Below are 23,560 nucleotides of genomic sequence, written 5' to 3' on the forward strand. Positions count from 1 at the left end.
TTAAACTTATCAAACGAAATGCCTTTGGATTTCGGAACTTTGAAAACTTCAAAAAACGAATTTTTATCGCTCTCAATATCAAAAAAGAAAGGACAAATTTCGTCCTTTCTAGATCTTAGCTTTTCTTCAACCCACTACAGTTGACAAAGAGCCTAAAAAACGAGAGTTTGACTCCCGTTTTATTGATTTTTACCAAAGACATCTCGATAGAGCATTCCTGTTCGTAAAGTCTCTGCGTCCCCTCCTAGCTGGTCCACCAACTCGTAGGCAAAGGCAAGGGCTGTAGAGGGACCTCGACTAGTTGTCAAATGACCATCTACCACTACTGTTTCCTTGACATATTGACCATCAAAGATTTGCTCTTGAACGCCGTCATAACAAGTGTACTGCTTGTTTTTCAATAGCCCTGCCTGATTGAGGGCAATTGGCGCCGCACAAATAGCTGCCAGTTTCTTCCCTTCTTGCTCGAAATTTTGCAATTCTTGAATTAAGGCCTGATTGTCACGCAAATGTGCAGAACCAGGCATCCCGCCAGGAAGGACAATCATGTCATAGTCTGATAAATCACCATCAAAGACACGATCTGCTCTTACTTGGATTGCATGCGAACCTGTCACTTGCTCTTCAAATCCTACCATATCACAAGTAATATTGGCACGACGCAAAACATCCACAACTGTCAAAGCTTCAATTTCTTCAAAGCCCTGAGCCAACATAACTGCTACTTTAACCATGATTTTCTCCTTATTTGATTCGTTTTAATACAACCTTTTTCCGCTTGAATCGGACTTTTCCACTCTTTTCTTCAGCTAGATTGGTTTGATAACTCATCGATAAAAGCAAGCCAACGCCAATCAAGTTACTGATAATAGCCGATCCTCCTTGCGAAATAAAAGGCAAGGGAATCCCAGTCAAAGGAAGCAAGCCCGTCACAGCACCGATATTCTCAAAGATGTGGAAGAGCAACATCATAATCAAACCTGTGGAAATATAGGTGTAGAACTGGTTATTTGATTTAAGAGTAATCTTCAACATACGGTAAATCAGCATGAGGTAAAGGGCAATAACAAGGACAGAGCCAATAAAGCCAAAATCTTCTGCAATCACCGTGAAAATCATATCCGACTCTCGAACTGGAATAAGCAGATTTGAAGCATTAAACCCTTGACCAAATAAGCCACCGCTTCCAATGGCAATCTGTCCTTGAGCCTGCTGATAAGTGGTTGTTTGGGCAAAGTCGAATGGATTGAGCCAAGCCAAAATTCGATTAATTTGGTAGGTCGGCATTCCCAGTTGATGGAGAAAAGCACGACCGCCCTTACTGATAAAAATGGCTAAGAAACCAGCAACTCCTGTTACAGCAGTCACAAATACTGGAATAATAATTTTCCAAGAAACTCCTGATAGTAAGACGATCCCTGAGAAAATGGCTACAAAAACTAAAGCCGTCCCTAAGTCACTTTGAAGTGCTAAAAGAACTAGGACTGGAATAGTAAAGAGAATCATCCAGAAAATCAACAAGAAGTCCAGCGGAACTGTACGTCTCCATTCCTTATGTTTTTTGGTAAACTGGACAATCACACGGGCCAACATGAGGATATAGGATATCTTCATAAATTCTGACGGTTGGAACAAGGTAACACCATTTACCGATACCCAGTTTTTGGCACCCGTTGATGCAACTAGGCTTGGATTATAAAAGACAATAGGCAAGACCATAAGTCCCAAGCCTAAAATATACAGAAAGGGGGTCACTTTCCAAAGAAATTCTGTATTAAAGAGCATGACCACAAAACCAATCACAAGCCCCAAGGCGATCCAGGCGACCTGCTGCCCTAAAATGGGCAGAATATTGTTTGGATAATCATGACTAACAGCTATATAGATAGCCACCACGCCAATAACCAGTAGAAAAAACACTGGCAAGAGCAAACTATAATCGACTCTAGAGTCGAGAGAACGTTTCATATATACTAACCTTATACTTTCATACAATACTATTTATCAAAGTTCATTTAAAAATTTATCAATAGCCTCATCAACTTCGGATTGAGAGACGGTTTTAACAGTCGCTTCTTTGGCTAGAGAAGTCACAATTTGTTTGCCATATCGTTTTCCGACGATTCTCCTATCCAGAATGAGGGTTAAGGAACGTTGATGTTCACGTCTCATACTTCTTCCCAAAGCCTGTTTTAAACGAATAATAGCCATCGGCAATTGATAATCATAAAAGGCATTTTTCCCTTCTTGAATTAGTTCTTGATTAATCTTTTTCGTCAAGTGCTCTTGCGGATTTTGGAAAGGAAGTCTCGGTACAACTTGAATCACAAAAGGATGGCTTGAAAAATCAACTCCTTCCCAGAAACTTGCTGCACCAAGCAGGATTTGTTGTTCACCTTTCTCAAAGCGTTTCTTTAGTTGATGAACATCGCCATTTTTATATTGGGCCAGATGGCTAACTGGAAGTAAATCCGATACTGCCAGAAGCATGTCTTTGGCAGTAAAGAGAACCAAAATCGGTTGTTGGAAAGTTTGAACTTTCATCAGCAAATCAGCTACCTCTTTGGCATAGACTTCTAAGGAAGTTTCTGTTACTAGAGGAAAATCTTTTACCAAGACCACTTCTTGATCCTGTTTTTTATGAGCTTTAATCTTGACAAATTTGGCTTCGGGATAGCCTAAAAGGTCTGCCAAAGAAACCCTTTGACTAATCTCAAGAGTGGCCGACACTCCCAAGACTTGACATGAATCAGGCACTAAAGAAGATAGAAGAATACGACCTGATTTTGTAGAAGAAATCTGAATTTTCTTCTGACTCGTTTCAGTTGCTTCAAGCCAGTAGTCACCTTCAGCCGTAAAATAGCGAACCAGTTCCTCAAAGCCTTCTACTTCTAATTCTGAAAAATACTGGTGGAGATTAGCAAGAGAATCTAAGATATTTTTTCGAGATTTCCCAGACTGAAATTGTTCTATCAAGTAGAGACACTCAAAGCGAATACTTTCTAGTATTCGTTGTTGAATTCTGTTTTCTTCTCCTACCAAAGCCTTATCAACTAAATCAATAATAGACTGGATATCGTAGGTCTGTTGAAGCAGATTTTCTAGAGCCAACAAAACTTTTTGGACTTCATCAATAATCAATAAACGGTCGCTGACAAATTCAGGATTATCTTCAAGTCTGGTTACAAGATAGGCATGATTGGTCACTAAGAGCTTGCAGGTTTGCGCCCTTTCTTGACTACGTTTCCAAAAATCTTCTGTCACAAATAAGCTCTTGGATGATAAATTCCCATCATGACGAAGGTCTCTTAGAAAATGTTGGTAACGGTAGAGTTGACCAATCTCATCCAAATCCCCGGTTTCTGTCTCTGTCAGCCAAACCAAGAGTTGCATTTTAAAGCGTCTAAATAAGCGATTTTCATCATTTTTCTGCAAGGAATGATAAAAGGCATCCAACTTCAGATAATTGTGCGGTCCCTTTAAACTATGGATATCTATATGGAACACATCCTTAAGACGTTTACCTTCTTCTTCCATGATCTGATTTTGAAGAATCTTTGTCGGAACGCTAAGGACAATCTGACGATTTTCCACTTGGGACAAAGCAGGTAAGAGATAGCCATAGGTTTTCCCAATCCCAGTCGGCGCTTGAATTAATGATACAGGCTCATCTTTCAATAGCAAGCTAATCTCTTTAGCAAAACTTTCTTGTTCCTCCCTCACTTCAAGGTTCAACAGAGAAATATTTTTAGAAAAATCTTGGGATAGTTTTCGTGGCTCCAGGGTAGCTCCAGTTTTCTTGAAATATAGTCCTTGAACTTGGACCAAATCTGAAGAATTCAGGATAGATTGGTTGCGATAAATTTCCTCAATAACCAAGTAGGACTCATATAAGAGAGCGTCAGCCATTTCCAGCAAGCGTTCCAAGAGACCTTTAGGAAGCTGGGCCATCTTTTCCCGTAGAAATAAGAGTAATTCCGCTGTAGCTTGGGCATCTGAAAGGGCTGTGTGAGCGTGTTTTAGAGGAATTCCTAATTCTCGACACAAAATCGGCAAACTATACTTTTCCAGTTCTGGGAAAAAGACTTGGGCCAATTCGACCGTGTCAACACGAGGATTTCTTAGTTCATAGCCTTCAAAAAATAAATTTTCCGCCAAAAGATTGGCATCAAACTGAACATTGTGGGCTACAAAAATCCCATCCTCCACCAAGTCGAAGATTTTTCTGGCAACCTGCGAAAAATCAGGTGCTTGCGCCAGACGTTGGTCTGTCAATCCTGTCAGTTCTTTGATATGAGCATCCAAGGGTTCATGTGGATTGACATCCGTCGTATAGTGATCAACGATTTTTCCGTCCTCAATCACGACAATTCCCACTTGGATAATTTTAGCCTTACTACCTGTGCTAGTTGCCTCTAAATCAACCACAACATAGCGATTACCAATCGTTTTCATTATAAAAAATTATACCAAAAAAAGGGCCATTTGGCACCTGCAAACATGGGATAATTTTCAAACTCAAGAAGGTTACTTTTCTTAAAAATCCCAGCAAACAAAGCATCATAGCCTACTGATTTTTTAAAAATAGTGAAGAAATAAGAAAAATTGAGAGAAGAAATGTTTGCATCTTCCTTCTCTCAACGAATCATTTACTTTATTTAACCATGTCAGGATCGTAGTCATAAAATCCTGTATCAAGGAAACGGTTTTTAGGGTGAAGTTTACGCACTTCTTCATCCAGCAAGAAGGCTTGGTCATGGCTAAAGTTGCCCTCTTGAATCAAGCTACGCGCTTGGATAAAGAGTTTTGCAATCTCAACAAAGTTCTGACCAGGTGTATAGAGACCTTCTAATTTCCAGTGAGTAAAACCATGCTCTACCAATTCTGTCAATTTTGTCATCAAATCAAGGTCATTGTTGGCAAAAATGTGGGTTCCATGATTGTCTTCAAAAATGGAATAGTGGCTCTCAGGGTCACTTGGCTCTGCCAAGAAAAGGTCACGCTTACGGGTCTTTTCATCATCGATGTGCGTAAAGTTATAGTAGTTTTGCAAGAGCGGACGTTTGGAATGGTGAATAACACTAGCACCATACACCAAAACTTCAGCAGGAATTTCCAAAATTTCTGGCATTTTGAAAAGTTCAGCTGATGGAATTTCACGCGCCAAAACAGCCTCAGATGCACCAGCCTTTTGTCCCCAGAAGTTAATCTGGCGACTGCTAGTTACCATAGTCGAAGCATCGTAGATGGTCTTAAAGGAATAACCATCGCGATTGACCACATAAAAGACACCTGCATCCCCAATCGTAATGTAGTCTGTATGGATTTCTTCCAAGAAATCGAGGAAAGGCTTGATACGGTCCATCATGTCTTGGTGCATAAGGGCATTGACTGCAACGATCAATTCCTTACCAGCATCATGAACCAGATTAGCGATTTCACGCAATTGGTCATGACTAAAGGTTGTTGGCAGACGAAGGCCAAAATCTTTCTCACCGACATAGATACGGTCTACGCCAGCTTCGAGCAGTTGTTTAACTTGTTCAATACTTTCAGCAGTTGCTGTAATGATAATCTTTTCCATAAGAAAAATTATACCACATTTCTGGAAAATCAGCCAAGACTTATCAGAGTTTTACAAATAGGAATTATTTCAGGCTAATTTCTCAAAGTGACTTCCACTTGACTTACCAAAGTGGGAATTAGTCTAATACTCTTCAAACCACGTCAGCTTTATCTGCAACCTCAAAGCGGTGCTTTGAGCAACCTGAGGCTAGCTTCCTAGTTTGCTCTTTGTTTCTCATTGAGTATAAAACGGATTTTTATAAGAATAACTAGATGAAAGGCAAACCCAAAAGCATGAGAGAGCTCGCCAGTAACAATTTACTTTGTACACTATCCATAAATAGCAAACATCTCAAGCTCCATTAACCTTCAAAACATCATAGATAAAATCTAGTCCAAAATTTAAGCAATTGATGCTATAGGATTTATACATTGTTATAAATTTCTAGTCGTTTTTTTGTTATGATAACAAAAATGACCTAGAAAAACGAGTATCTCCATCTACGGAAATACTCGTTTTTTGATAGTTAGAAGTGGTTTTTTGCTCAGCTTCATTTCTTTTTATAAAATTTATCAAGCAGGCGACCAACTAGCTCATCTTTTTTCTATTTCTGTCAATATGCGTGACAGGTAGTAATGATAGCCAAAAATAGCAAGGGCAAGCAAGAGGATAAGAACTCCTACTCCCAAGCTGATGGCAAGGACAGGGGCGAGAGACCGAACCAAGAATAAGCTCCCTATTACAAGGGCCATTAAGATTACACTATAAACCAAAATCAAAACTATTGCTACTATACGATTTGAACGATTCACTAGGTCAGTAATGTTACTCCAATTTGTTGACAAATTTTTCACGTCCTTAAGGTAATGGTGGCAAGAAAGGATGACACTGGCAAGGATCCAGACTACAAGAAGATAAATCATCGAAAGGATGGGCAAGCCTAGATATAGAGAAAGGCCAAGTAAAGTCAGAACTGGTAAAAAGGACTGAACAGCAAATATAATCCAAAATTTCACTTTCACATAACGAGCAAAGTCAAAGGGTAAACTCTTCAGAAAATCAACATTTTCCCTCTCCAAGGACAAGGCAATTGAATGCAGGCTGGTGATATTGTTATTGACAACTGCTATAAACAATCCTATAAAAAACAAGGGTAACCAGTATGGAGGATGAATGTCTGGAACTATCTGAGAATCTCGGATTTTGGAAATCAGACCGATCATCATGAGATAGGGAAGGAAAGCACTTGTAAAAAGCACTGTAACCACGCCAGTCCCCTGTCCCAAGAGGGTAAGGTGGTAGCGTAAAACCATACGGAAAAAGCCCTTTTTAGTAGTTGAAATCCTCTCCTTGCTGCGACGTTCTTTCTTGACCTTCTCCTCACTGTTAAGCAGAATCACGTCATAAAAATGAGGAAGGACCTTCTTTTGGGTCAGATAAAGCAGGAAGAGAGTTAGTCCTATCCAAGCTAACAGACCCAGTATGGCTTCTGTCGAAAAAGGCTCCACTGCTATTTTATAAAAGATATGAAGAGGATAAAGGAGAAATGGAATGTCTCTAACTTTGTCAACAATACTTCCAAAAGTCGACTGTAGAAAGAGGACAAATATTAAAGGTATGAGAACCCCTATCCCAATCATCACATTCGAAAAAATAGACTGATACTTTCTGAAGACCCTAGTCTGAGCCAAGAAATGTACTGCCACTACCATCACTAAAGTAACAGAGACAAATAATAAGGCCAAGGACAGCAGCATCAAAGGCAAGCCCAGCCAAAGAGAAGGAGCTAGCCTAATATAGAGGACTAGAAAATAAGCTAGGATTGGTACAATTCCAGCTAGAGCTGGCAAGAGAACAGACAGTCCTTTAGCAATTATAATCTCTGATTCTTTAAAGGCATAGGGCCTATACGATGCCAAGTCCTTACTCTCATAAAAGACATTGTAAAATGCAGTGAAAGAAGTTGAAAAGGCAAGCACCAGTAAAATAGCAACCATGGTACTAAAAAAACTTGGTATTTCCTCAAAAGGAAAACGAAAGGCTATATTTATAAACATGACAAGCATCAAGAGACTGGAAAAAATGTAAGAACTTAGGACTCTAGCGGAAACATTTACTTTTTTTCCAGGATTTTTAGCTTGCTTCTTTCTTAGGTTAGCCAGATTAGCTTCTTGAGATGAATAGAGGATATTGATATCAACTAATTTTTTAATGACCTTGAGACGCATCTGAAACCTCCTCTTTTCTACCAGCAAGACTAAGATAGATACTTTCCAAAGACTGGTCTGGATGGTCTTTCCTCAAGTCCTCTACACTACCACAATAAATCAAATGCCCCTTTTTCAAAATGGCAATCCGATCACAGACTTGCTCGGCTACCTCTAGGACATGAGTTGAAAACAAGACCGTCTTCCCTTTTTGTGCATGTTCCTTCATCATCTGCTTCAAATCAAAGGCAGCCTGGGGATCCAAACCAGTCAAGGGTTCGTCCAAGACCCAAATATCAGGATCAGACAAGAGTGCTCCGATGACAAAGACTTTCTGACGCATTCCGTGAGAAAGGGTTTCAATAACCTGATAGCGGTTTTCAGCAAAATCAAAAACACTTAATAACCTAGCTAGACTAGCTTCCAATTCAGAGCTAGTCAGATCATAAGAGGAGGCGATTAATTCCCAAAACTCATTGGCTGTTAAGCGTAAAAATAAGTCAGGCGAGTCTGCAACGTAGCCAATCTTTCGTTTGATCGCCAAGCGATTTTCCGATAAATCCTGACCGTCTACCAGAATACGACCACTGCTGGGCGAAATGATACTGACTAGGGATTTTATAGTGGTCGATTTTCCAGCCCCATTATGACCAATCAAACCCATAATCTCCCCATTTTCAATCTGCAAATTGAGATTGCTCAAGGCCTCTTTATCACCATATAACTTACTAACATTTTGAAATTCAATCATGGGATGACTCCTATCTTTATCTATGTTATATACTGTTATACTAGCACTTTGATACAAAAAAATCAACACTTTATCTTAAATTGTTAAAATAGATTTCTTCTATCTTACGCAAACGTTTGTTCTAAGAGATACTTTATGATAGAATAAAGAACAAGATTGACAAGTAAGAGGAAACATCATGCAAAATCAAACACTCATGCAATACTTTGAATGGTATCTGCCCCACGACGGTCAGCACTGGACGCGTCTGGCTGAAGATGCTCAACATCTAGCTGATCTCGGTATCAGTCATGTCTGGATGCCACCAGCTTTTAAGGCTACCAACGAAAAAGATGTTGGCTATGGGGTTTATGACTTATTCGACCTAGGAGAGTTTAACCAAAAAGGAACTGTCCGCACCAAGTATGGCTTCAAAGAAGACTATCTTCAAGCTATTCAAGCCCTAAAAGCGCAGGGAATTCAGCCTATGGCCGATGTGGTACTCAACCACAAGGCTGCGGCCGATCATATGGAAGCCTTTCAAGTCATCGAAGTGGACCCTGAAGATCGTACAGTTGAACTTGGCGAACCCTTCACCATCAATGGATGGACTAGCTTTACCTTCGATGGTCGCCAAGATACATATAATGACTTCCACTGGCACTGGTACCACTTCACAGGTACAGACTACGATGCTAAACGCCGTAAGTCTGGGATTTATCTAATCCAAGGGGATAATAAGGGCTGGGCAAATGAAGAATTAGTCGATAACGAAAACGGAAACTACGACTACCTCATGTATGCTGACCTAGACTTTAAACATCCTGAAGTCATCCAAAACATCTATGACTGGGCTGACTGGTTCATGGAAACCACTGGTGTAGCTGGTTTCCGTTTGGATGCAGTTAAGCACATCGACTCCTTCTTTATGGGCAATTTCATCCGTGATATGAAGGAAAAATACGGTGAGGATTTCTATGTTTTTGGTGAATTTTGGAACCCTGACAAGGAAGCTAACCTAGACTATCTTGAAAAAACGGAAGAACGCTTTGACCTTGTTGATGTTCGTCTCCACCAGAATCTCTTTGAAGCCAGTCAAGCTGGCGCAAACTATGACCTTCGTGGCATTTTCACAGATAGCTTGGTTGAACTCAAGCCCGACAAGGCTGTGACTTTTGTCGACAACCACGATACCCAACGAGGTCAGGCTCTTGAGTCTACCGTTGAAGAATGGTTCAAACCAGCAGCCTATGCCCTCATTCTGTTACGCCAAAATGGCCTTCCATGTGTCTTTTACGGCGACTACTATGGGATTTCAGGTCAATATGCCCAACAAGATTTCAAAGAAGTCCTTGACCGCCTCCTAACCATCCGAAAAGATTTGGCCTATGGAGAACAAAATGACTACTTTGATGACCCTAACTGTATCGGTTGGGTACGTTCAGGTGCTGAAAATCAATCACCAATCGCAGTCTTGATTTCAAATGACCAAGAAAACAGTAAGTCAATGTTTGTCGGCCAAGAATGGGCTAACCAAACCTTTGTAGATTTACTTGAAAACCACCAAGGTCAAATTACAATTGATGAGGAAGGTTATGGACAATTCCCAGTCTCAGCTGCTTCGGTAAGTGTCTGGGCAGCCAATACAATCTAATAGTTCATAATAATCAAGCCAGGTCCAAACGGATTTGGCTTTTTTATATTCACAAAAAGACCTACCCAAATGGATAGATCTTTATACTCAATGAAAATCAAAGAGCAAACTAGGAAGCTAGCCGCAGGCTGCTAAAAACACAGTTTTAAGGTTGTAGATAAGACTGACGAAGTCAGTTACCTATACCTACGGCAAGGCGAAGCTGACGTTGTTTGAAGAGATTTTCGAAGAGTATTACTTGATTACAATTTACCTGCTACTGCATCTAACAATTCTTGAATTTTAGCTTGGTTGCTTCCTCCTGCCATGGCCATGTCTGGTTTACCACCACCACGTCCATCGACGATTGGTGCTAATTCTTTGACAAGGTTTCCTGCATGAAGGTCTTTTGTCTTGCTTGCTACAAGGACATTGACTTTGTCACCGATAGCGGCAACTAGAACAAGAAGATCAGAGTAGTCTTTTTGTTTCCAGTTATCTGCAAAGGTACGAAGGGCACCTGCATCTGATACAGAAACTTGACTAGCAATGTAACGGTGACCGTTGACTTCCTTCACATCCTTGAAGATATCGCCTGCGGCTGCAGCTGCGGCTTTTTCTTTCAACTCAGCATTTTCTTTTTGCAATTGACGAAGTTGTTCTTGAAGTCCTTCTACCTTGTGAGGGACTTCTTTAAGTTGAGGTGCTTTAAGAGTTGCTGCGACAGCTTTAAGAGCGTCTTCTTGTTCACGGTAAGCTTCAAAGGCTTCCTTACCAGTCACTGCCAAGATACGACGAGTTCCTGAACCGATTCCTTCTTCTTTGACAATCTTGAAAAGACCAATCTCAGAAGTGTTGCCAACGTGGGTACCACCACAAAGCTCGATAGAGTAATCACCGATAGTCACGACACGGACTTCTTTACCATATTTCTCACCAAAGAGAGCCATAGCTCCCATTTCTTTAGCAGTGTCAATATCCGTTTCAACTGTCTTCACTTCAAGAGCTTCCCAGATTTTTTCGTTGACTTGCTGTTCAATGGCACGCAATTCTTCTGCAGTTACTGCTTGGAAATGAGTAAAGTCAAAGCGAAGGAATTCAACTTCGTTAAGAGATCCTGCTTGTGTTGCGTGATTTCCAAGGATATTGTGAAGGGCAGCGTGAAGCAAGTGAGTCGCAGTGTGGTTTTTCATAACACGGTGACGACGATTTGTATCGATTGCCAGCGTATATTCTTGGTTCAAGGCAAGCGGTGCAAGAACTTCAACTGTGTGAAGAGCTTGTCCGTTTGGTGCTTTCTGAACATTTGTCACAGCAGCCACGACCTTACCTGACTCATCCAAGATTTGTCCGTGGTCAGCGACTTGTCCACCCATTTCAGCGTAGAATGGAGTTTCCGCAAAGATAAGTGAGGCAGTTCCTTCTGACACAGCTTCTACTTCTGCATTGTCAGCCACGATAGCTACCATTTTAGAAGACAATTGGCTAGCATTGTAGTTGAAGACACTTTCTACAGTGATGTTTTGAAGGGTTTCATTTTGCATCCCCATTGAGCCACCCTTAACAGCTGAGGCACGCGCGCGCTCTTGCTGTTCTTTCATGGCTGCTTCAAAACCTTCACGGTCTACAGTCATCCCAGCTTCTTCAGCAATTTCTTCAGTCAATTCAACTGGGAATCCATAAGTGTCATAAAGTTTGAATACATCTGAACCAGCAATGACAGATTGACCTTTTTCTTTCAAGTCTGCCACAATGCCTTGGGCAAAGTGTTGACCTGAGTGAAGGGTACGAGCAAATGATTCTTCCTCGCTCTTAACAATTTTTTCGATAAAGTCACGTTTTTCAAGCACTTCTGGGTAGTAGCTTTCCATGATTTTACCAACAGTTGGAACCAGTTTATAAAGGAAAGGCTCGTTGATTCCCAGTTTTTGACCATGCATAGACGCACGACGAAGGAGACGACGAAGGACATAACCACGACCTTCATTTCCTGGAAGAGCACCATCACCGATGGCAAATGAAAGTGAACGGATGTGGTCAGCGATAACCTTAAAGCTCATATTGTCGCCATCTTGGTCATAAACCTTACCAGACAATTTCTCCACTTCACGAATAATAGGCATAAAGAGGTCTGTTTCAAAGTTGGTCTTAGCCCCTTGGATAACTGCCACCAAACGTTCCAAACCAGCGCCCGTATCAATGTTCTTGTGTGGCAATTCCTTGTATTCGCTACGAGGAACAGCAGGGTCTGCGTTAAATTGTGACAAAACGATGTTCCAGATTTCGATATAACGGTCATTTTCGATATCTTCTGCAAGAAGGCGAATACCGATATTTTCTGGGTCAAAAGCTTCTCCACGGTCAAAGAAAATTTCTGTATCTGGTCCAGAAGGTCCAGCACCGATTTCCCAGAAGTTGTCCTCGATTGGAATCAAGTGACTTGGATCCACTCCCACTTCAATCCAGCGGTTATATGAATCTTTATCATCTGGATAGTAAGTCATGTAAAGTTTTTCAGCTGGGAAGTCAAACCACTCAGGGCTTGTCAAAAGCTCATAAGCCCAAGTGATAGCTTCGTCACGGAAGTAATCCCCGATAGAGAAGTTCCCCAACATTTCAAACATAGTATGGTGACGTGCTGTCTTCCCTACGTTTTCAATGTCGTTGGTACGGATAGCCTTTTGGGCATTGGTAATACGTGGATTTTCAGGGATAATGGTCCCATCAAAGTATTTCTTAAGGGTCGCTACCCCAGAGTTGATCCACAAAAGAGTTGGGTCATTTACAGGAACCAAACTTACTGATGGTTCTACAGAGTGACCTTTGGTCGCCCAGAAATCAAGCCACATTTGGCGTACTTGTGCACTAGATAGTTGTTTCATATTATCTCCTTATTTACTTGTTTAATGTGATTGGCTTTCCAGCATTTCCACATAGTCAATCGCGACACAGAGGGAAATGACTAGATCTGCATAAGCGTCCTCAAGAACCGTTACATTATAGGTAGAGGTCAGATGGAAGAGTTCCTTCTTAATTTCCGCAATCAGCTGATCGTGATCATCCAGCAATTTGAAATTCAAATCCCAGATATTGCCCTCGATACGAAGACCCAAATTATCAAACTCATACTTATCTCGCCAGAAGGTCAACTTCTTGCGAATGACAAAACTCGAGCCATCCCGAAGCTGAATTTCAAAACGAGGAAGCAAGGTCAAGATTTCTTTACTGATCTGACTGACCTGTTCACCAGCCGCATCATAAATGGTAAAGGTTTTAGGAATCTTAAAAAATGATCCCTCCACCTGATAGGCGATTTCTCCCCTGTCATCCTTGATAGCGAAGCGTTCGCCTCCAAGACGAAACTTTTGTTTGACAAGAAATGTTTTCATCAACACCTCCAAAAATCAAATGACAAGCTCATATCACGAAGGGCGAAAAACCGCGGTACCACCTTCATTCAATGAACTTGTCATTCTCTTGTTCTTATGCAATTGTTAAATTGAGTAGCATGACTTCCTAGCTTAGATGGCTCGCAGCACCGCCATTTCTCTGGACTAAGACAAGTGAAAATCAATTCTCAACTTTCTTATTATAACGTTTTTTTAAGCTTGCGTCAACTGGAAATCATCTCCATTTAATCAGACCAATTTCCTGTATCTTTGATTACTCTTTCAGAATATATTTTTTCTTACTGCCATCACTCTTTTTATCCCAACTTTTATCCCAAAGTTTCGAATTGCTAAATATAGCTACGCAAATATTTGCAAATATAAAGTTTCCTATCACCAAATATATAGACTCAGTTGTTAGGTATTGTCAATCCAAACCATCCTTTAAATGGAATAGTATAGCTGTTTGATTAAAAGTCAAAAAGGTTGACCAAAAACTTTTTTTGAAAAAAGTAGACATTTTTATTATTTGTTGTCGCTTTCTGTAAGGTTAAGCTTAGTATACTACTGGGCAAGCAAATAGAATAGAATATAATAGAAAAAGATATGGCTGTAAAAACTGACTTATATTAAAAAACGAACCAGATTAACTGATTCGTTTCGTGACTGCTAATCTCCTACTTCCGATACATTTTAAACTGTAGGAAGAGGTCGCTGTATTTTCCCGTCCATTTATGGTCAAATTTCTCATAAACTTCTAGGTGTTTCATGGTTTCAGCATCTGGATAGAAGGCCTTGTCTTCTTTTTTCTCCTCTGGGAGTAGTTCCTTAGCTGGTAGGTTTGGTGTTGAATAGCCGACATACTCCGCATTTTTAAGAGCATTTTCGGGTTTCAACATAAAGTTGATAAAGGCATAGGCTGCGTCTTGGTTTTTGACTGTTTTGGGAATGACCATATTGTCAAACCAAAGGTTGCTGGCCTCAGTCGGTACTACATAGCGTAGATTTTCATTTTTTTCTAGCATTTGGCTGGCTTCACCTGAGAAGGTCACACCGATAGCAGCGTTGTTCTGAATCATATAGCCCTTCATCTCATCCGCCACAATAGCCTTGATATTTGGAGTCAATTTATAGAGCTTATCCACTGTTTCTTCCAACTGCTGGGTATCCTTGGAGTTGAGGCTGTAGCCGAGGGAGTTGAGCCCCAGTCCCAATACCTCACGCGCCCCATCAAAGAGCATGATAGAGTTCTTATACTCTGGTTTCCAGAGGTCGTCCCAATGCTCAGGAGCCTCATCTACCATGGTTTCATTGTAGACAATTCCTAAGGTTCCCCAGAAGTAAGGGATAGAGAATTTATTGCCTGGGTCAAAGGACTGGTTGAGAAACTCTGGTCCGATATTTTCAAGACCTTCAAGTTTTGAATAATCAAGCGGTACCAAGAGGTCTTCGTCCTTCATCTTGTTAATCATGTATTCACTAGGAATGGCAATATCGTAGGTCGTTCCACCCTGCTTGATCTTGGTATACATGGCTTCATTGGAGTCAAAAGTCTCGTACTGGACTTGGATTCCTGTTTCTTCTGTGAACTGAGTCAAGAGTTCAGGATCTATATAGTCCCCCCAGTTGTAGATAACCAGTTTTTGACTATCTCGGCTATTGATTTTACTATCTAAATGCGTCGCAATTCCCCATAAGACGAGGATAATGGCTACAATTCCTGCTAAAAATGAATAGAGTTTTTTCATGCTTGCTCCTCCTTCTCACGTGAGATAAAGTAATAACCAACAACTAGGATAATACTAAAGAGAAAGACAAGGGCAGACAGGGCATTGATTTCTAGCGAAATCCCCTTGCGAGCACGAGAGTAAATCTCGACTGACAGGGTTGAAAAGCCATTTCCCGTCACAAAGAATGTCACGGCAAAGTCATCTAGCGAATAGGTGAAGGCCATGAAATAACCTGCAATTATAGACGGTGTCAGGTAAGGAAGCATGATTTCCTTGAACATCTGAAATTGACTGGCACCAAGGTCATAGGCCGCATGAATCATGTCACCGTTCATTTCCTTGAGACGAGGCAGGACCATCAAGACCACGATAGGAATCGAGAAGGCCACGTGACTAGATAGAACGGTCAAAAAGCCAAGTGAAAACTTGAGTTGAGTAAAAAGAATCAAGAAGCTGGCACCAATCATAACATCAGGCGCAACCATGAGGATATTATTGAGTGAAAGAAAGGCTTCTTGGTATTTCTTACGAGACTGGTAGATGTAAATGGCACCAAAAGTCCCGATAATGGTCGCAATCAAGGCTGACAGGAAGGCCAAGAAAAAGGTCTGAGTCACAATCAACATAAGGCGACCATCGCCAAACATAGTTTTAAAATGGCTCAAGCTAAAGCCTGTAAAGCTATTCATGTCATTGCCTGCGTTAAAGGCATAGCCAATCAGATAAAAGATTGGCAGGTAGAGGACAAGAAAGACCAGTCCCAGATAAAGGTTGGCAAATTTTTTCATCGTTCTCTCCTTTCCTTGGTCACCCACATAGTGATGAACATGGTCAAGATGAGAATTACACCGATGGTTGAACCCATACCGTAGTTGTCATTGGTTAGGAAATTCTGTTCAATAGCCGTTCCCAGCGTAATAACACGGTTCCCACCAATCAAACGGGTCAGCATGAAGAGGCTCAAGCTGGGGATAAAGACCGACTGAACTCCACTTCGCACACCATTCATCGATAAAGGGAAGATGACATGGCGGAAGGTTTCCCACTTGGTCGCACCTAGGTCATAGCTGGCATTGATGAGATTGTTGTCCATATCGTCCAAGACATTGAAAATGGGCAAAATCATAAAGGGGAGCTCGATGTAGCTTGCGACAAAAATAAAGGAGAAATCAGTAAAGAGCAACTGTTGCGAACCGATTCCGATAAATTCCAAAAATTGGTTAATAGAGCCATTTTGACCAAAAATTCCGATAAAGGCATAGGCTTTAAGGAGCAAATTGATCCAGGTAGGCAGGATAATCAGCATAAGCCATAGTTGACGGTGTTTGAGACGGGTCAAAAAGAGGGCTGTCGGATAACTGATAAGCAGGGTCACAAAGGTCACAATCCCTGCATAAAGCACTGAGTTGAAACTCATTTTAAGATAGGTCAAGTTTTGTGACGCAAAGTAAGATTTATAATTTTCTAAACTAAACTGACCTTCAATGTTGAAAAAGGATTGTCCGAAAATCAAGACCAAGGGTGCGAGGACAAAGAGTACAATCCAAAGCATGTAGGGCACTACAAAGAGTTTAGAGCTTGTTTTCTTCATCTCTTTCCTCCTCGATTGCATTGATCAGACCTGCTTCTTGCTCTTCGATTTCTACGTACTCCTCAATACGAGCATCGAACTCTTCTTCGGTTTCATTGAGACGCATGATGTGGATGTCTTCTGGTTCAAAGTCCAGACCGATTTCCTCACCAACAATGGCCTTACGAGTCGAGTGGATCATCCATTCATTTCCAAGTTCGTCATAGGCGATAATTTCATAGTGAACCCCACGGAAAAGCTGGGTATCGACCTTAACTTGGAGCTTGCCTTCTTCAGGAAGGGTAATCCGCAAGTCCTCTGGACGAATAACAACCTCAACAGGTTCATTTGGCTTCATCCCACCATCGACCGCTTCAAAGCGTTTGCCGTTAAACTCAACCAAGTAGTCCTCAATCATGGTTCCTGGCAAGATATTTGACTCACCGATAAAGGTGGCAACAAAGTGGTTAATTGGCTCGTCGTAGATGTCCACAGGTGTTCCTGACTGGACAATCTCACCATCGTTCATAACAAAAATCCAGTCACTCATAGCCAAAGCTTCTTCCTGATCGTGAGTAACAAAAACAAAGGTGATTCCCAATCGTTGTTGCAGTTCACGCAGTTCGTACTGCATGTCTGTTCTTAATTTCAAGTCCAACGCTGACAAAGGCTCGTCCAACAAAACCACACGAGGTTGGTTGATGATGGCACGTGCAATAGCCACACGCTGACGTTGTCCTCCAGAGAGTTTACGGATGGAACGTTTTTCATAACCTTCCAACTGAACCATCTTGAGAACTTCCGCTACGCGTTTCTCGATTTCTTTCTTGTCAATCTTGCGCAAGCGGAGCGGAAAGGCAACATTTTCAAACACATTCATATGTGGAAACAAGGCATAGGATTGGAAGACCGTATGCACATCTCGCTTGTTGGTTGGGATGTCATTGATACGGACACCATCCAGCAAAATATCTCCTGTCGTCGCATCCAGTAAACCTGCAATGATGTTAAGGATAGTTGATTTCCCTGAACCAGACGCGCCTAGAAGAGTATAGAACTTCCCTTCTTCCAACTCAAAGTTGATATCTTTGAGAACCTTGGTGTTGCTGTCTTCAAAAACTTTAGAGACGTTTTTGAATTCAATAATTGGTTTTTTCAATTGTCATTTATTCCTTCTTTTTCATAGATTAACAGATCAGGGCTCTGTCAGGCCGCTACTACCTCGCGTAGGAGATTGAACTGCCTACATTCTTCTGCACTGACGATAGGCTTTCACCCCCTTTCCATGACATAGCAGCAGCTTTTCAACTACAGCTTCCTACTTGCTTTCACCCAAGATACGAACTTCTCTCTCAAGAGTAACGCCAGAGTGTTCCTTGACTTTTTCGATAACAGACTCAATCAAGTCCTCGTAGTCTTTAGCCGTTCCATCAGCGACATTGATCATAAAACCTGCGTGTTTTTCTGAGACTTCTACTCCACCAATACGATAGCCTTTCAAGCCAGCTTCAGAAATTAACTGACCTGCAAAATGCCCTACTGGACGCTTAAAGACCGAACCACAAGATGGATATTCTAAAGGTTGCTTGAGTTCACGTAGATGCATCAAGCGATCCATTTCTTGCTTGATAACCGGATGGCTTCCTGGGGCTAGGGCAAATTTAGCTGATAAGACAACTGCACCAGACTCCTGAATGGCTGAATGGCGGTAACCAAAAGCCAAGTCCTTGACAGATAGGGTCTCGATTTCTCCATCCTTGGTCAAAATTTTACAAGACTGTAAGATGTGGGCAATCTCACCACCATAGGCACCCGCATTCATAAAGACAGCACCACCGACACTTCCAGGAATACCACAAGCAAACTCAAAACCAGTCAAACTATGACGGAGGGCAATGCGAGTTGTTTCAATCAAGTTAGCACCAGCCTCAGCTTCGATGGTATAGCCATCAACGGAAACATGATTGAGCTTGTCACACAAGATAACAAATCCACGAATCCCACCATCACGAACAATGATGTTGCTAGCATTTCCCAGCACCATCCAAGGGATATTTTCTTGATTGGCAAATTTGACAACGCGCGCCAACTCAAAACGATTTCGTGGAAAGACCAAATAATCGGCCTCTCCACCTACTTTTGTATAACTATAGCTATGCAAGGGTTCTTTGAAACGGATATCAATCCCTTCTAAGATTTCAAGCATGTTTTCTTTTACTGACATGACACTCTTCCTTTTACAAAATTCATTCCATTATACCATTTTTAAGACCATTTGACGACCATAAAAAGACCTTGTTTGGATTTTGCATAAGAAAAAGAGGTTTCCCCCTTTTATTATGATTTTTTACAAAAGATTGCCTTGGTTCCATAGGCAACCAGAACAAATTCAAGTGCTAGGACAACTTCAACCAAGACTGGATTGGTCAACCAGCCAACTTGGACAAGAGATGGTGCCAGGTCAAAGAAGGCATGTAGGCCATAGGCTGCTAGGAGATAAATCCATTTCTTCTGGCGAACAGCTTGGTAAACCCAAACAGTCAAGAGTAATTGGAAACCTAGCGCCAAGATTCTCTCAAAACCAAGCAAATAAATCTGCCAGACTGATAGCGACTGGATAGTTTTCAACATATTTTCAGACAGTAATTGCATGACCTGTGGATCCTGCGTTTGAACTGCTGAGAGAACGATGTAGAGATTAAGCAAACTAGCAAGACCTAGGAAAATCAACTCCAAGCCACCATGACCTAACCCATAAGCCAAGGCATCTGCCTTTTCCAAACTTCTCTTTTTCTCCAACCATTTGAAGAAAACAAGACGAGCTGTTTCCTCAAAAAATGCTGCCATGGCTAGGCCATAGATGATATAGACAAGCGGATGGTCTTGCAAGAGGGCAATACTACCGTCTTTTTGAGGATGCAAAACCAAGATATGCACCAGTTTTTCCAAAATCTGTGAAGAGACAAAGAATGCTACAGCCCCCAAGCCCAAGACAGCTAGATTAATCTGGTATTTCTTTTTGGCATACAAAACGCTCCCTATCAAGAAAGCCAGCAACAGCACCATGGTAATGATAATATGAATGGTCATTTTCTTCTCCTATTCTGCCTTTTCAATATCTTTTTTCATCTCGTCAACATTGAACTTAGCAAACAAGTATTGACGGTCTTGGACTGGGAAACGTTGTTCCAATTGGTCAACAGCTCCCACCTCGATAATGCCTTCCTTAATGACAAAGTCCATGACATGTCCACCGAAGGTCAAATCATCTGAGATGAAGTGCAGATGGTAGCCTGCCACACTGACCCCATGGAAAATCTCTGGCGTCCAGAAACCAACGATGGTCCCTGCCACATTGTCGCGACTATATTCTGGTTGATGGGTTGCGACATCAGCAAACTTGGTATCTGGTGTCGACTTAGGAATCATACGCACATGCATATGTGAAAATTCCCCCCGAATCTTGATAGAGCGGAAAAGATTTTCCCCGTCATAATAAGACTCGATTCTCTCTTCCAATTCCTTATCTGTCATCTCAAAGCGCTGGCGGAAAATGACCTCTGCCTGATGCGGTACCACTGCTGCGTAAGGAATAAGGGCATCTGGTGATACTTCTACAATTTCTGGTTGCTCTCCTGATCCTTTGGCCTGATAAGCCTTGCCATCCAAGACAATCAATTCTCCATCAATAGAATCTAAGGTTCCCAAACCAAGATCACCATGCTCTAGCAATTCTCCCACTGTCATGGTACCACCATAAAGGCCGGCCATCAAGGCTCCAAGGGTATTGTATTGAAATAATTTCACTGGTTCCTGCACGTTCTTATCCATTCACTTTCTTGTCTGTTATACTCAATGAAAATCAAATAGCAAACTAGGAAGAGAGCCACAGGTTGCTCAAAGCACTGCTTTGAGGTTGTAGATAAGACTGACGAAGTCAGCTCAAAACACTGTTTTGAGGTTGTGGATAGAACTGACGAAGTCAGTAACCATATCTACGGCAAGGCGAAGCTGACGTGGTTTGAAGAGATTTTCGAAGAGTATTATTCTATAAATCTTACTCCTAAGTATACCACATTTGCCCCTAGATGTGAACGAGAGAAACACTCCAGACATTGCCAAGAAGGAAAAAAAAGTACAATGTAACAAAATCAAGGGAGGTATGGAATGAAGAAACAAAGCAAGTACCAAGAGGTCGTAGCTTATCTGAAAAATAGTATCGAGTCTGGACGCTTTCCAACGGGAAGTCTGAGATTTTGACAGAAACAAAACTTGAACTAGCACAACAACCCCTAAGGAACACACTTCCCTAGGGGTCGCATTTTATTTAACTAAATCATTATTTATTTTTTGTTCCTAGTAAACATAAATATTGTATTAATAATTGCAAAAATAAATGCAAACAAAAGGATTTTCCAAAGGATAAATTTTTGTAACACTAAATACGCATATACAAATCCAATCAAAAAGCTAATAATCCCATCCTTTATTAAAAAGTTTTTATCACGCATTATTCCATACCACATTGAATTCCCTAAAAAGCCAATTGACCAGCAATGATATAAATATTTGTTTTAAGCCTATTAGCTTTAACAAATCTTAGTACCACTTTAGCTAATTCTGACCAAGCCTTTTTCTACGCATACCTAACAGTTAGCGAAACATTGGTCATAGCAAAAAATTCTTCTCGTATTTTTCTCGCTATACATCCTCCCATCTCATCCCAAGGGACTCTGTCATAGAGATTATTAATATTAGTTTCTAATTTATTTTCCGCAAGAGCTATATCTTTTTGAGAAAAGTTTTTATAAACACATTCAGTAAAATTTTTTTCATTAACTCCATTCCTAAACATTTGTTCAAAAACATTGGCTACATCATCGATTTATTTTTGTTCTTGGGTACTAATTTCAGAAACTTCCGTGGTAGTTACATCATCAGCAAATACCCTAACAGAAGCTATAGAAGGAGACATAATAGAAAATAGTGATAATACAACAGGAGCTGAAGTTACAATTTTTTTAAATCTCATAAAAAACACTCCTTTCAAGTCACAAACATATATTACTGATAAAATAACTTGATTTTCTGATTTAAAACTCCTTTTTAACAAGTTATTTGTATACTTTTATTTTTCAATTCTATTATACCACGACAAGAAAACGGTTTCAATTTTTTCCTAAAAATATATGCAAGTAATAAGGGAAAATTAGCATGAAAACTTTTTAAAACAAATCAACCCCAGATAAAAATACACATTTTGTTTTAAAGAGAAAAAAAGTTCCGAAAAACTGTCACATCCGCATTTGATTGCTCTTTGATTTAAAAAAATGTTAAAGATGGGAGTATACCACATTTGCCCCTAGATGTGAACGAGAGAAACACCCTAGACATTGCCAAGAAGGAAAAAAAAGGGTACAATGTAACAAAATCAAGGGAGGTATGGAATGAAGAAACAAAGCAAGTACCAAGAGGTCGTAGCTTATCTGAAAAATAGTATCGAGTCTGGACGCTTTCCAACGGGTAGTCGCCTGCCTTCTATCCGTCAACTGAGCCTTGAATTTCACTGTAGCAAGGATACTGTCCAACGAGCCCTACTGGAATTACGGCACGAACAATACCTCTATGCCAAGCCCCAGAGTGGTTACTATGTCCTAGAACAAGGGCAACACCAGGATCTAGAAATCGAAGTCACTGACGAACATGCCAGCGCCTATGACGATTTCCGACTCTGTGTCAATGAAACCTTGGTTGGCCGAGAAAACTACCTCTTCAACTACTATGACAACCAAGAAGGATTAGAAGACTTAAGACAATCCATTCATAAACTACTCTTTGACCAAGCTCTCTACTGCAAGGCTGATCAACTGGTATTGACTTCTGGAACCCAACAAGCCTTGTTTATTCTCTCTCAAATATCCTTTCCTAGCCAAGCCAAGAAAATCTTGGTGGAACAGCCGACCTACCATCGGATGAATCGCCTCTTGATTGCTCAGGGCTTAGACTATCAAACAATTGAACGAGGCATTGATGGGATTGACTTAGAGGAGCTGGAAGGTTACTTCAAAACAGGAAAAATTAAGTTTTTCTACACCATTCCTCGTTTTCACTATCCTCTGGGGCATTCCTATTCTGAGCAGGACAAACGAGCTATTCTTGACTTAGCTGCCAAGTATGGTGTCTATATCGTAGAGGACGACTATCTGGGGGATTTGGACTCCAAGAAGGGCCAGACCTTCCACTATCTGGATACAGAGGAGCGCGTCATTTATATCAAGTCCTTCTCAACCAGCCTCTTTCCAGCCCTGCGGATTACGGCACTCATCCTTCCAAATGCTATCAAAGAAGCCTTTGTGGCCTACAAAAATATCCTAGATTACGACAGCAACCTTATCATGCAAAAGGCCCTGTCACTCTATATTGACAGTCAACTGTTTGAGAAAAACCGTCTAGCTCGCTTGTCCAATCAGGAAGACTACCAAAAACAAATCGAGGAAAGACTAGCTAACACTCCTTGTCCCCTCCCTCACTTTCCCCTACACGATGGTTTATTGCTAGACCTCAGACAGTATCCTAAAATCGCCAGTCTCAAACACAGCCAGCTGGGCTTGGACTTCTTTGAAGAGGCTTACTTGGATGCCTGTCCTTATCAATTTGCCAAGGTGTCCTTAGACAATCTGGAAAAGGTTTTAGACTATTTAAAAGCAGAATTGGAATGATCTCCAACTCTGCTTT

Annotated in this window: 18 protein-coding genes and 1 pseudogene; 2 read left to right on the forward strand and 17 right to left on the reverse strand. The window is 41.0% G+C overall.

All coding sequences use genetic code 11. From position 1 onward, the window contains the following. Window positions 1-179: 179 nt before the first annotated feature. The 6 genes from CYK16_RS10080 to CYK16_RS10105 form a co-directional block, all read right to left on the reverse strand. Window positions 180-734: a DJ-1 family glyoxalase III gene (locus CYK16_RS10080; protein ID WP_023942869.1), complete on the reverse strand. Its 555-nt coding sequence runs from the start codon at window positions 732-734 to the stop codon at window positions 180-182. 10 nt (window positions 735-744) lie between these two features. After that, window positions 745-1,968 (reverse strand): FtsW/RodA/SpoVE family cell cycle protein, encoded by a 1,224-nt coding sequence (locus tag CYK16_RS10085; protein ID WP_101776973.1) that lies wholly within the window; start codon window positions 1,966-1,968, stop codon window positions 745-747. 36 nt (window positions 1,969-2,004) lie between these two features. Continuing rightward, window positions 2,005-4,455, reverse strand: coding sequence for a bifunctional DnaQ family exonuclease/ATP-dependent helicase (locus tag CYK16_RS10090; RefSeq protein WP_060805586.1), 2,451 nt, complete (start codon window positions 4,453-4,455; stop codon window positions 2,005-2,007). Window positions 4,456-4,654: 199 nt separating this feature from the next. After that, entirely contained in the window at window positions 4,655-5,584 is a 930-nt protein-coding gene (locus CYK16_RS10095; protein ID WP_060805587.1) for a peptidase U32 family protein, read from the reverse strand. A 575-nt stretch (window positions 5,585-6,159) separates the two neighbouring features. After that, window positions 6,160-7,794, reverse strand: a complete 1,635-nt coding sequence (locus CYK16_RS10100) for a hypothetical protein (RefSeq protein ID WP_060805588.1) — start codon at window positions 7,792-7,794, stop codon at window positions 6,160-6,162. Continuing rightward, on the reverse strand, window positions 7,775-8,524 hold the full coding sequence (locus tag CYK16_RS10105; RefSeq protein WP_060805589.1) for an ABC transporter ATP-binding protein: 750 nt from the start codon (window positions 8,522-8,524) through the stop codon (window positions 7,775-7,777). The genes CYK16_RS10100 and CYK16_RS10105 overlap by 20 nt, the downstream gene beginning before the upstream one ends. A 178-nt stretch (window positions 8,525-8,702) precedes the next feature. Between CYK16_RS10105 and CYK16_RS10110 the strand changes: the two genes are divergently transcribed. Next, window positions 8,703-10,157, forward strand: a complete 1,455-nt coding sequence (locus CYK16_RS10110; RefSeq protein ID WP_060805590.1) for an alpha-amylase — start codon at window positions 8,703-8,705, stop codon at window positions 10,155-10,157. A 242-nt stretch (window positions 10,158-10,399) separates the two neighbouring features. Here the strand turns inward: CYK16_RS10110 and alaS are convergent, their stop codons facing one another. The 11 genes and pseudogenes from alaS to CYK16_RS10770 form a co-directional block, all read right to left on the reverse strand. Continuing rightward, window positions 10,400-13,018 (reverse strand): alanine--tRNA ligase, encoded by a 2,619-nt coding sequence (gene alaS / locus CYK16_RS10115; protein WP_060805591.1) that lies wholly within the window; start codon window positions 13,016-13,018, stop codon window positions 10,400-10,402. 21 nt (window positions 13,019-13,039) lie between these two features. Beyond that, complete coding sequence (locus CYK16_RS10120; RefSeq protein ID WP_060805592.1) at window positions 13,040-13,525, reverse strand: LURP-one-related/scramblase family protein; 486 nt, start codon at window positions 13,523-13,525, stop codon at window positions 13,040-13,042. A 274-nt stretch (window positions 13,526-13,799) separates the two neighbouring features. Further along, window positions 13,800-14,051: pseudogene (locus CYK16_RS10125) on the reverse strand (hypothetical protein). Between the two features lie 151 nt (window positions 14,052-14,202). Further along, window positions 14,203-15,273: an ABC transporter substrate-binding protein gene (locus CYK16_RS10130; RefSeq protein WP_000737964.1), complete on the reverse strand. Its 1,071-nt coding sequence runs from the start codon at window positions 15,271-15,273 to the stop codon at window positions 14,203-14,205. Beyond that, window positions 15,270-16,043, reverse strand: coding sequence for an ABC transporter permease (locus tag CYK16_RS10135; protein ID WP_000712740.1), 774 nt, complete (start codon window positions 16,041-16,043; stop codon window positions 15,270-15,272). The genes CYK16_RS10130 and CYK16_RS10135 overlap by 4 nt, the downstream gene beginning before the upstream one ends. After that, the gene (locus CYK16_RS10140) at window positions 16,040-16,846 is read right to left on the reverse strand and encodes an ABC transporter permease (protein ID WP_000753806.1); all 807 of its coding nucleotides are present in this window, start codon (window positions 16,844-16,846) and stop codon (window positions 16,040-16,042) included. Before CYK16_RS10140 ends, CYK16_RS10135 begins: the two co-directional genes overlap by 4 nt. Then, window positions 16,827-17,984, reverse strand: coding sequence for an ABC transporter ATP-binding protein (locus CYK16_RS10145; RefSeq protein WP_000742895.1), 1,158 nt, complete (start codon window positions 17,982-17,984; stop codon window positions 16,827-16,829). Before CYK16_RS10145 ends, CYK16_RS10140 begins: the two co-directional genes overlap by 20 nt. Window positions 17,985-18,143: 159 nt before the next feature. After that, the gene (gene murB / locus CYK16_RS10150; protein ID WP_060805593.1) at window positions 18,144-19,049 is read right to left on the reverse strand and encodes a UDP-N-acetylmuramate dehydrogenase; all 906 of its coding nucleotides are present in this window, start codon (window positions 19,047-19,049) and stop codon (window positions 18,144-18,146) included. A gap of 113 nt (window positions 19,050-19,162) precedes the next feature. Further along, window positions 19,163-19,915, reverse strand: a complete 753-nt coding sequence (locus CYK16_RS10155) for a YhfC family intramembrane metalloprotease (RefSeq protein ID WP_060805594.1) — start codon at window positions 19,913-19,915, stop codon at window positions 19,163-19,165. A gap of 9 nt (window positions 19,916-19,924) precedes the next feature. Next, window positions 19,925-20,656, reverse strand: coding sequence for an acetolactate decarboxylase (gene budA, locus CYK16_RS10160; protein ID WP_060805595.1), 732 nt, complete (start codon window positions 20,654-20,656; stop codon window positions 19,925-19,927). 1,054 nt (window positions 20,657-21,710) lie between these two features. Continuing rightward, complete coding sequence (locus CYK16_RS10770; RefSeq protein ID WP_180948767.1) at window positions 21,711-21,857, reverse strand: hypothetical protein; 147 nt, start codon at window positions 21,855-21,857, stop codon at window positions 21,711-21,713. Window positions 21,858-22,272: 415 nt separating this feature from the next. Here CYK16_RS10770 and CYK16_RS10185 point away from each other — a divergent pair, with 415 nt between their 5' ends. Continuing rightward, complete coding sequence (locus CYK16_RS10185) at window positions 22,273-23,544, forward strand: aminotransferase-like domain-containing protein (RefSeq protein WP_060805356.1); 1,272 nt, start codon at window positions 22,273-22,275, stop codon at window positions 23,542-23,544. The last annotated feature ends 16 nt before the right edge of the window (window positions 23,545-23,560 follow it).

Origin of the sequence: Streptococcus oralis subsp. dentisani (genome assembly GCF_002860905.1) — a bacterium.
Lineage (GTDB): Bacteria > Bacillota > Bacilli > Lactobacillales > Streptococcaceae > Streptococcus > Streptococcus oralis_BA.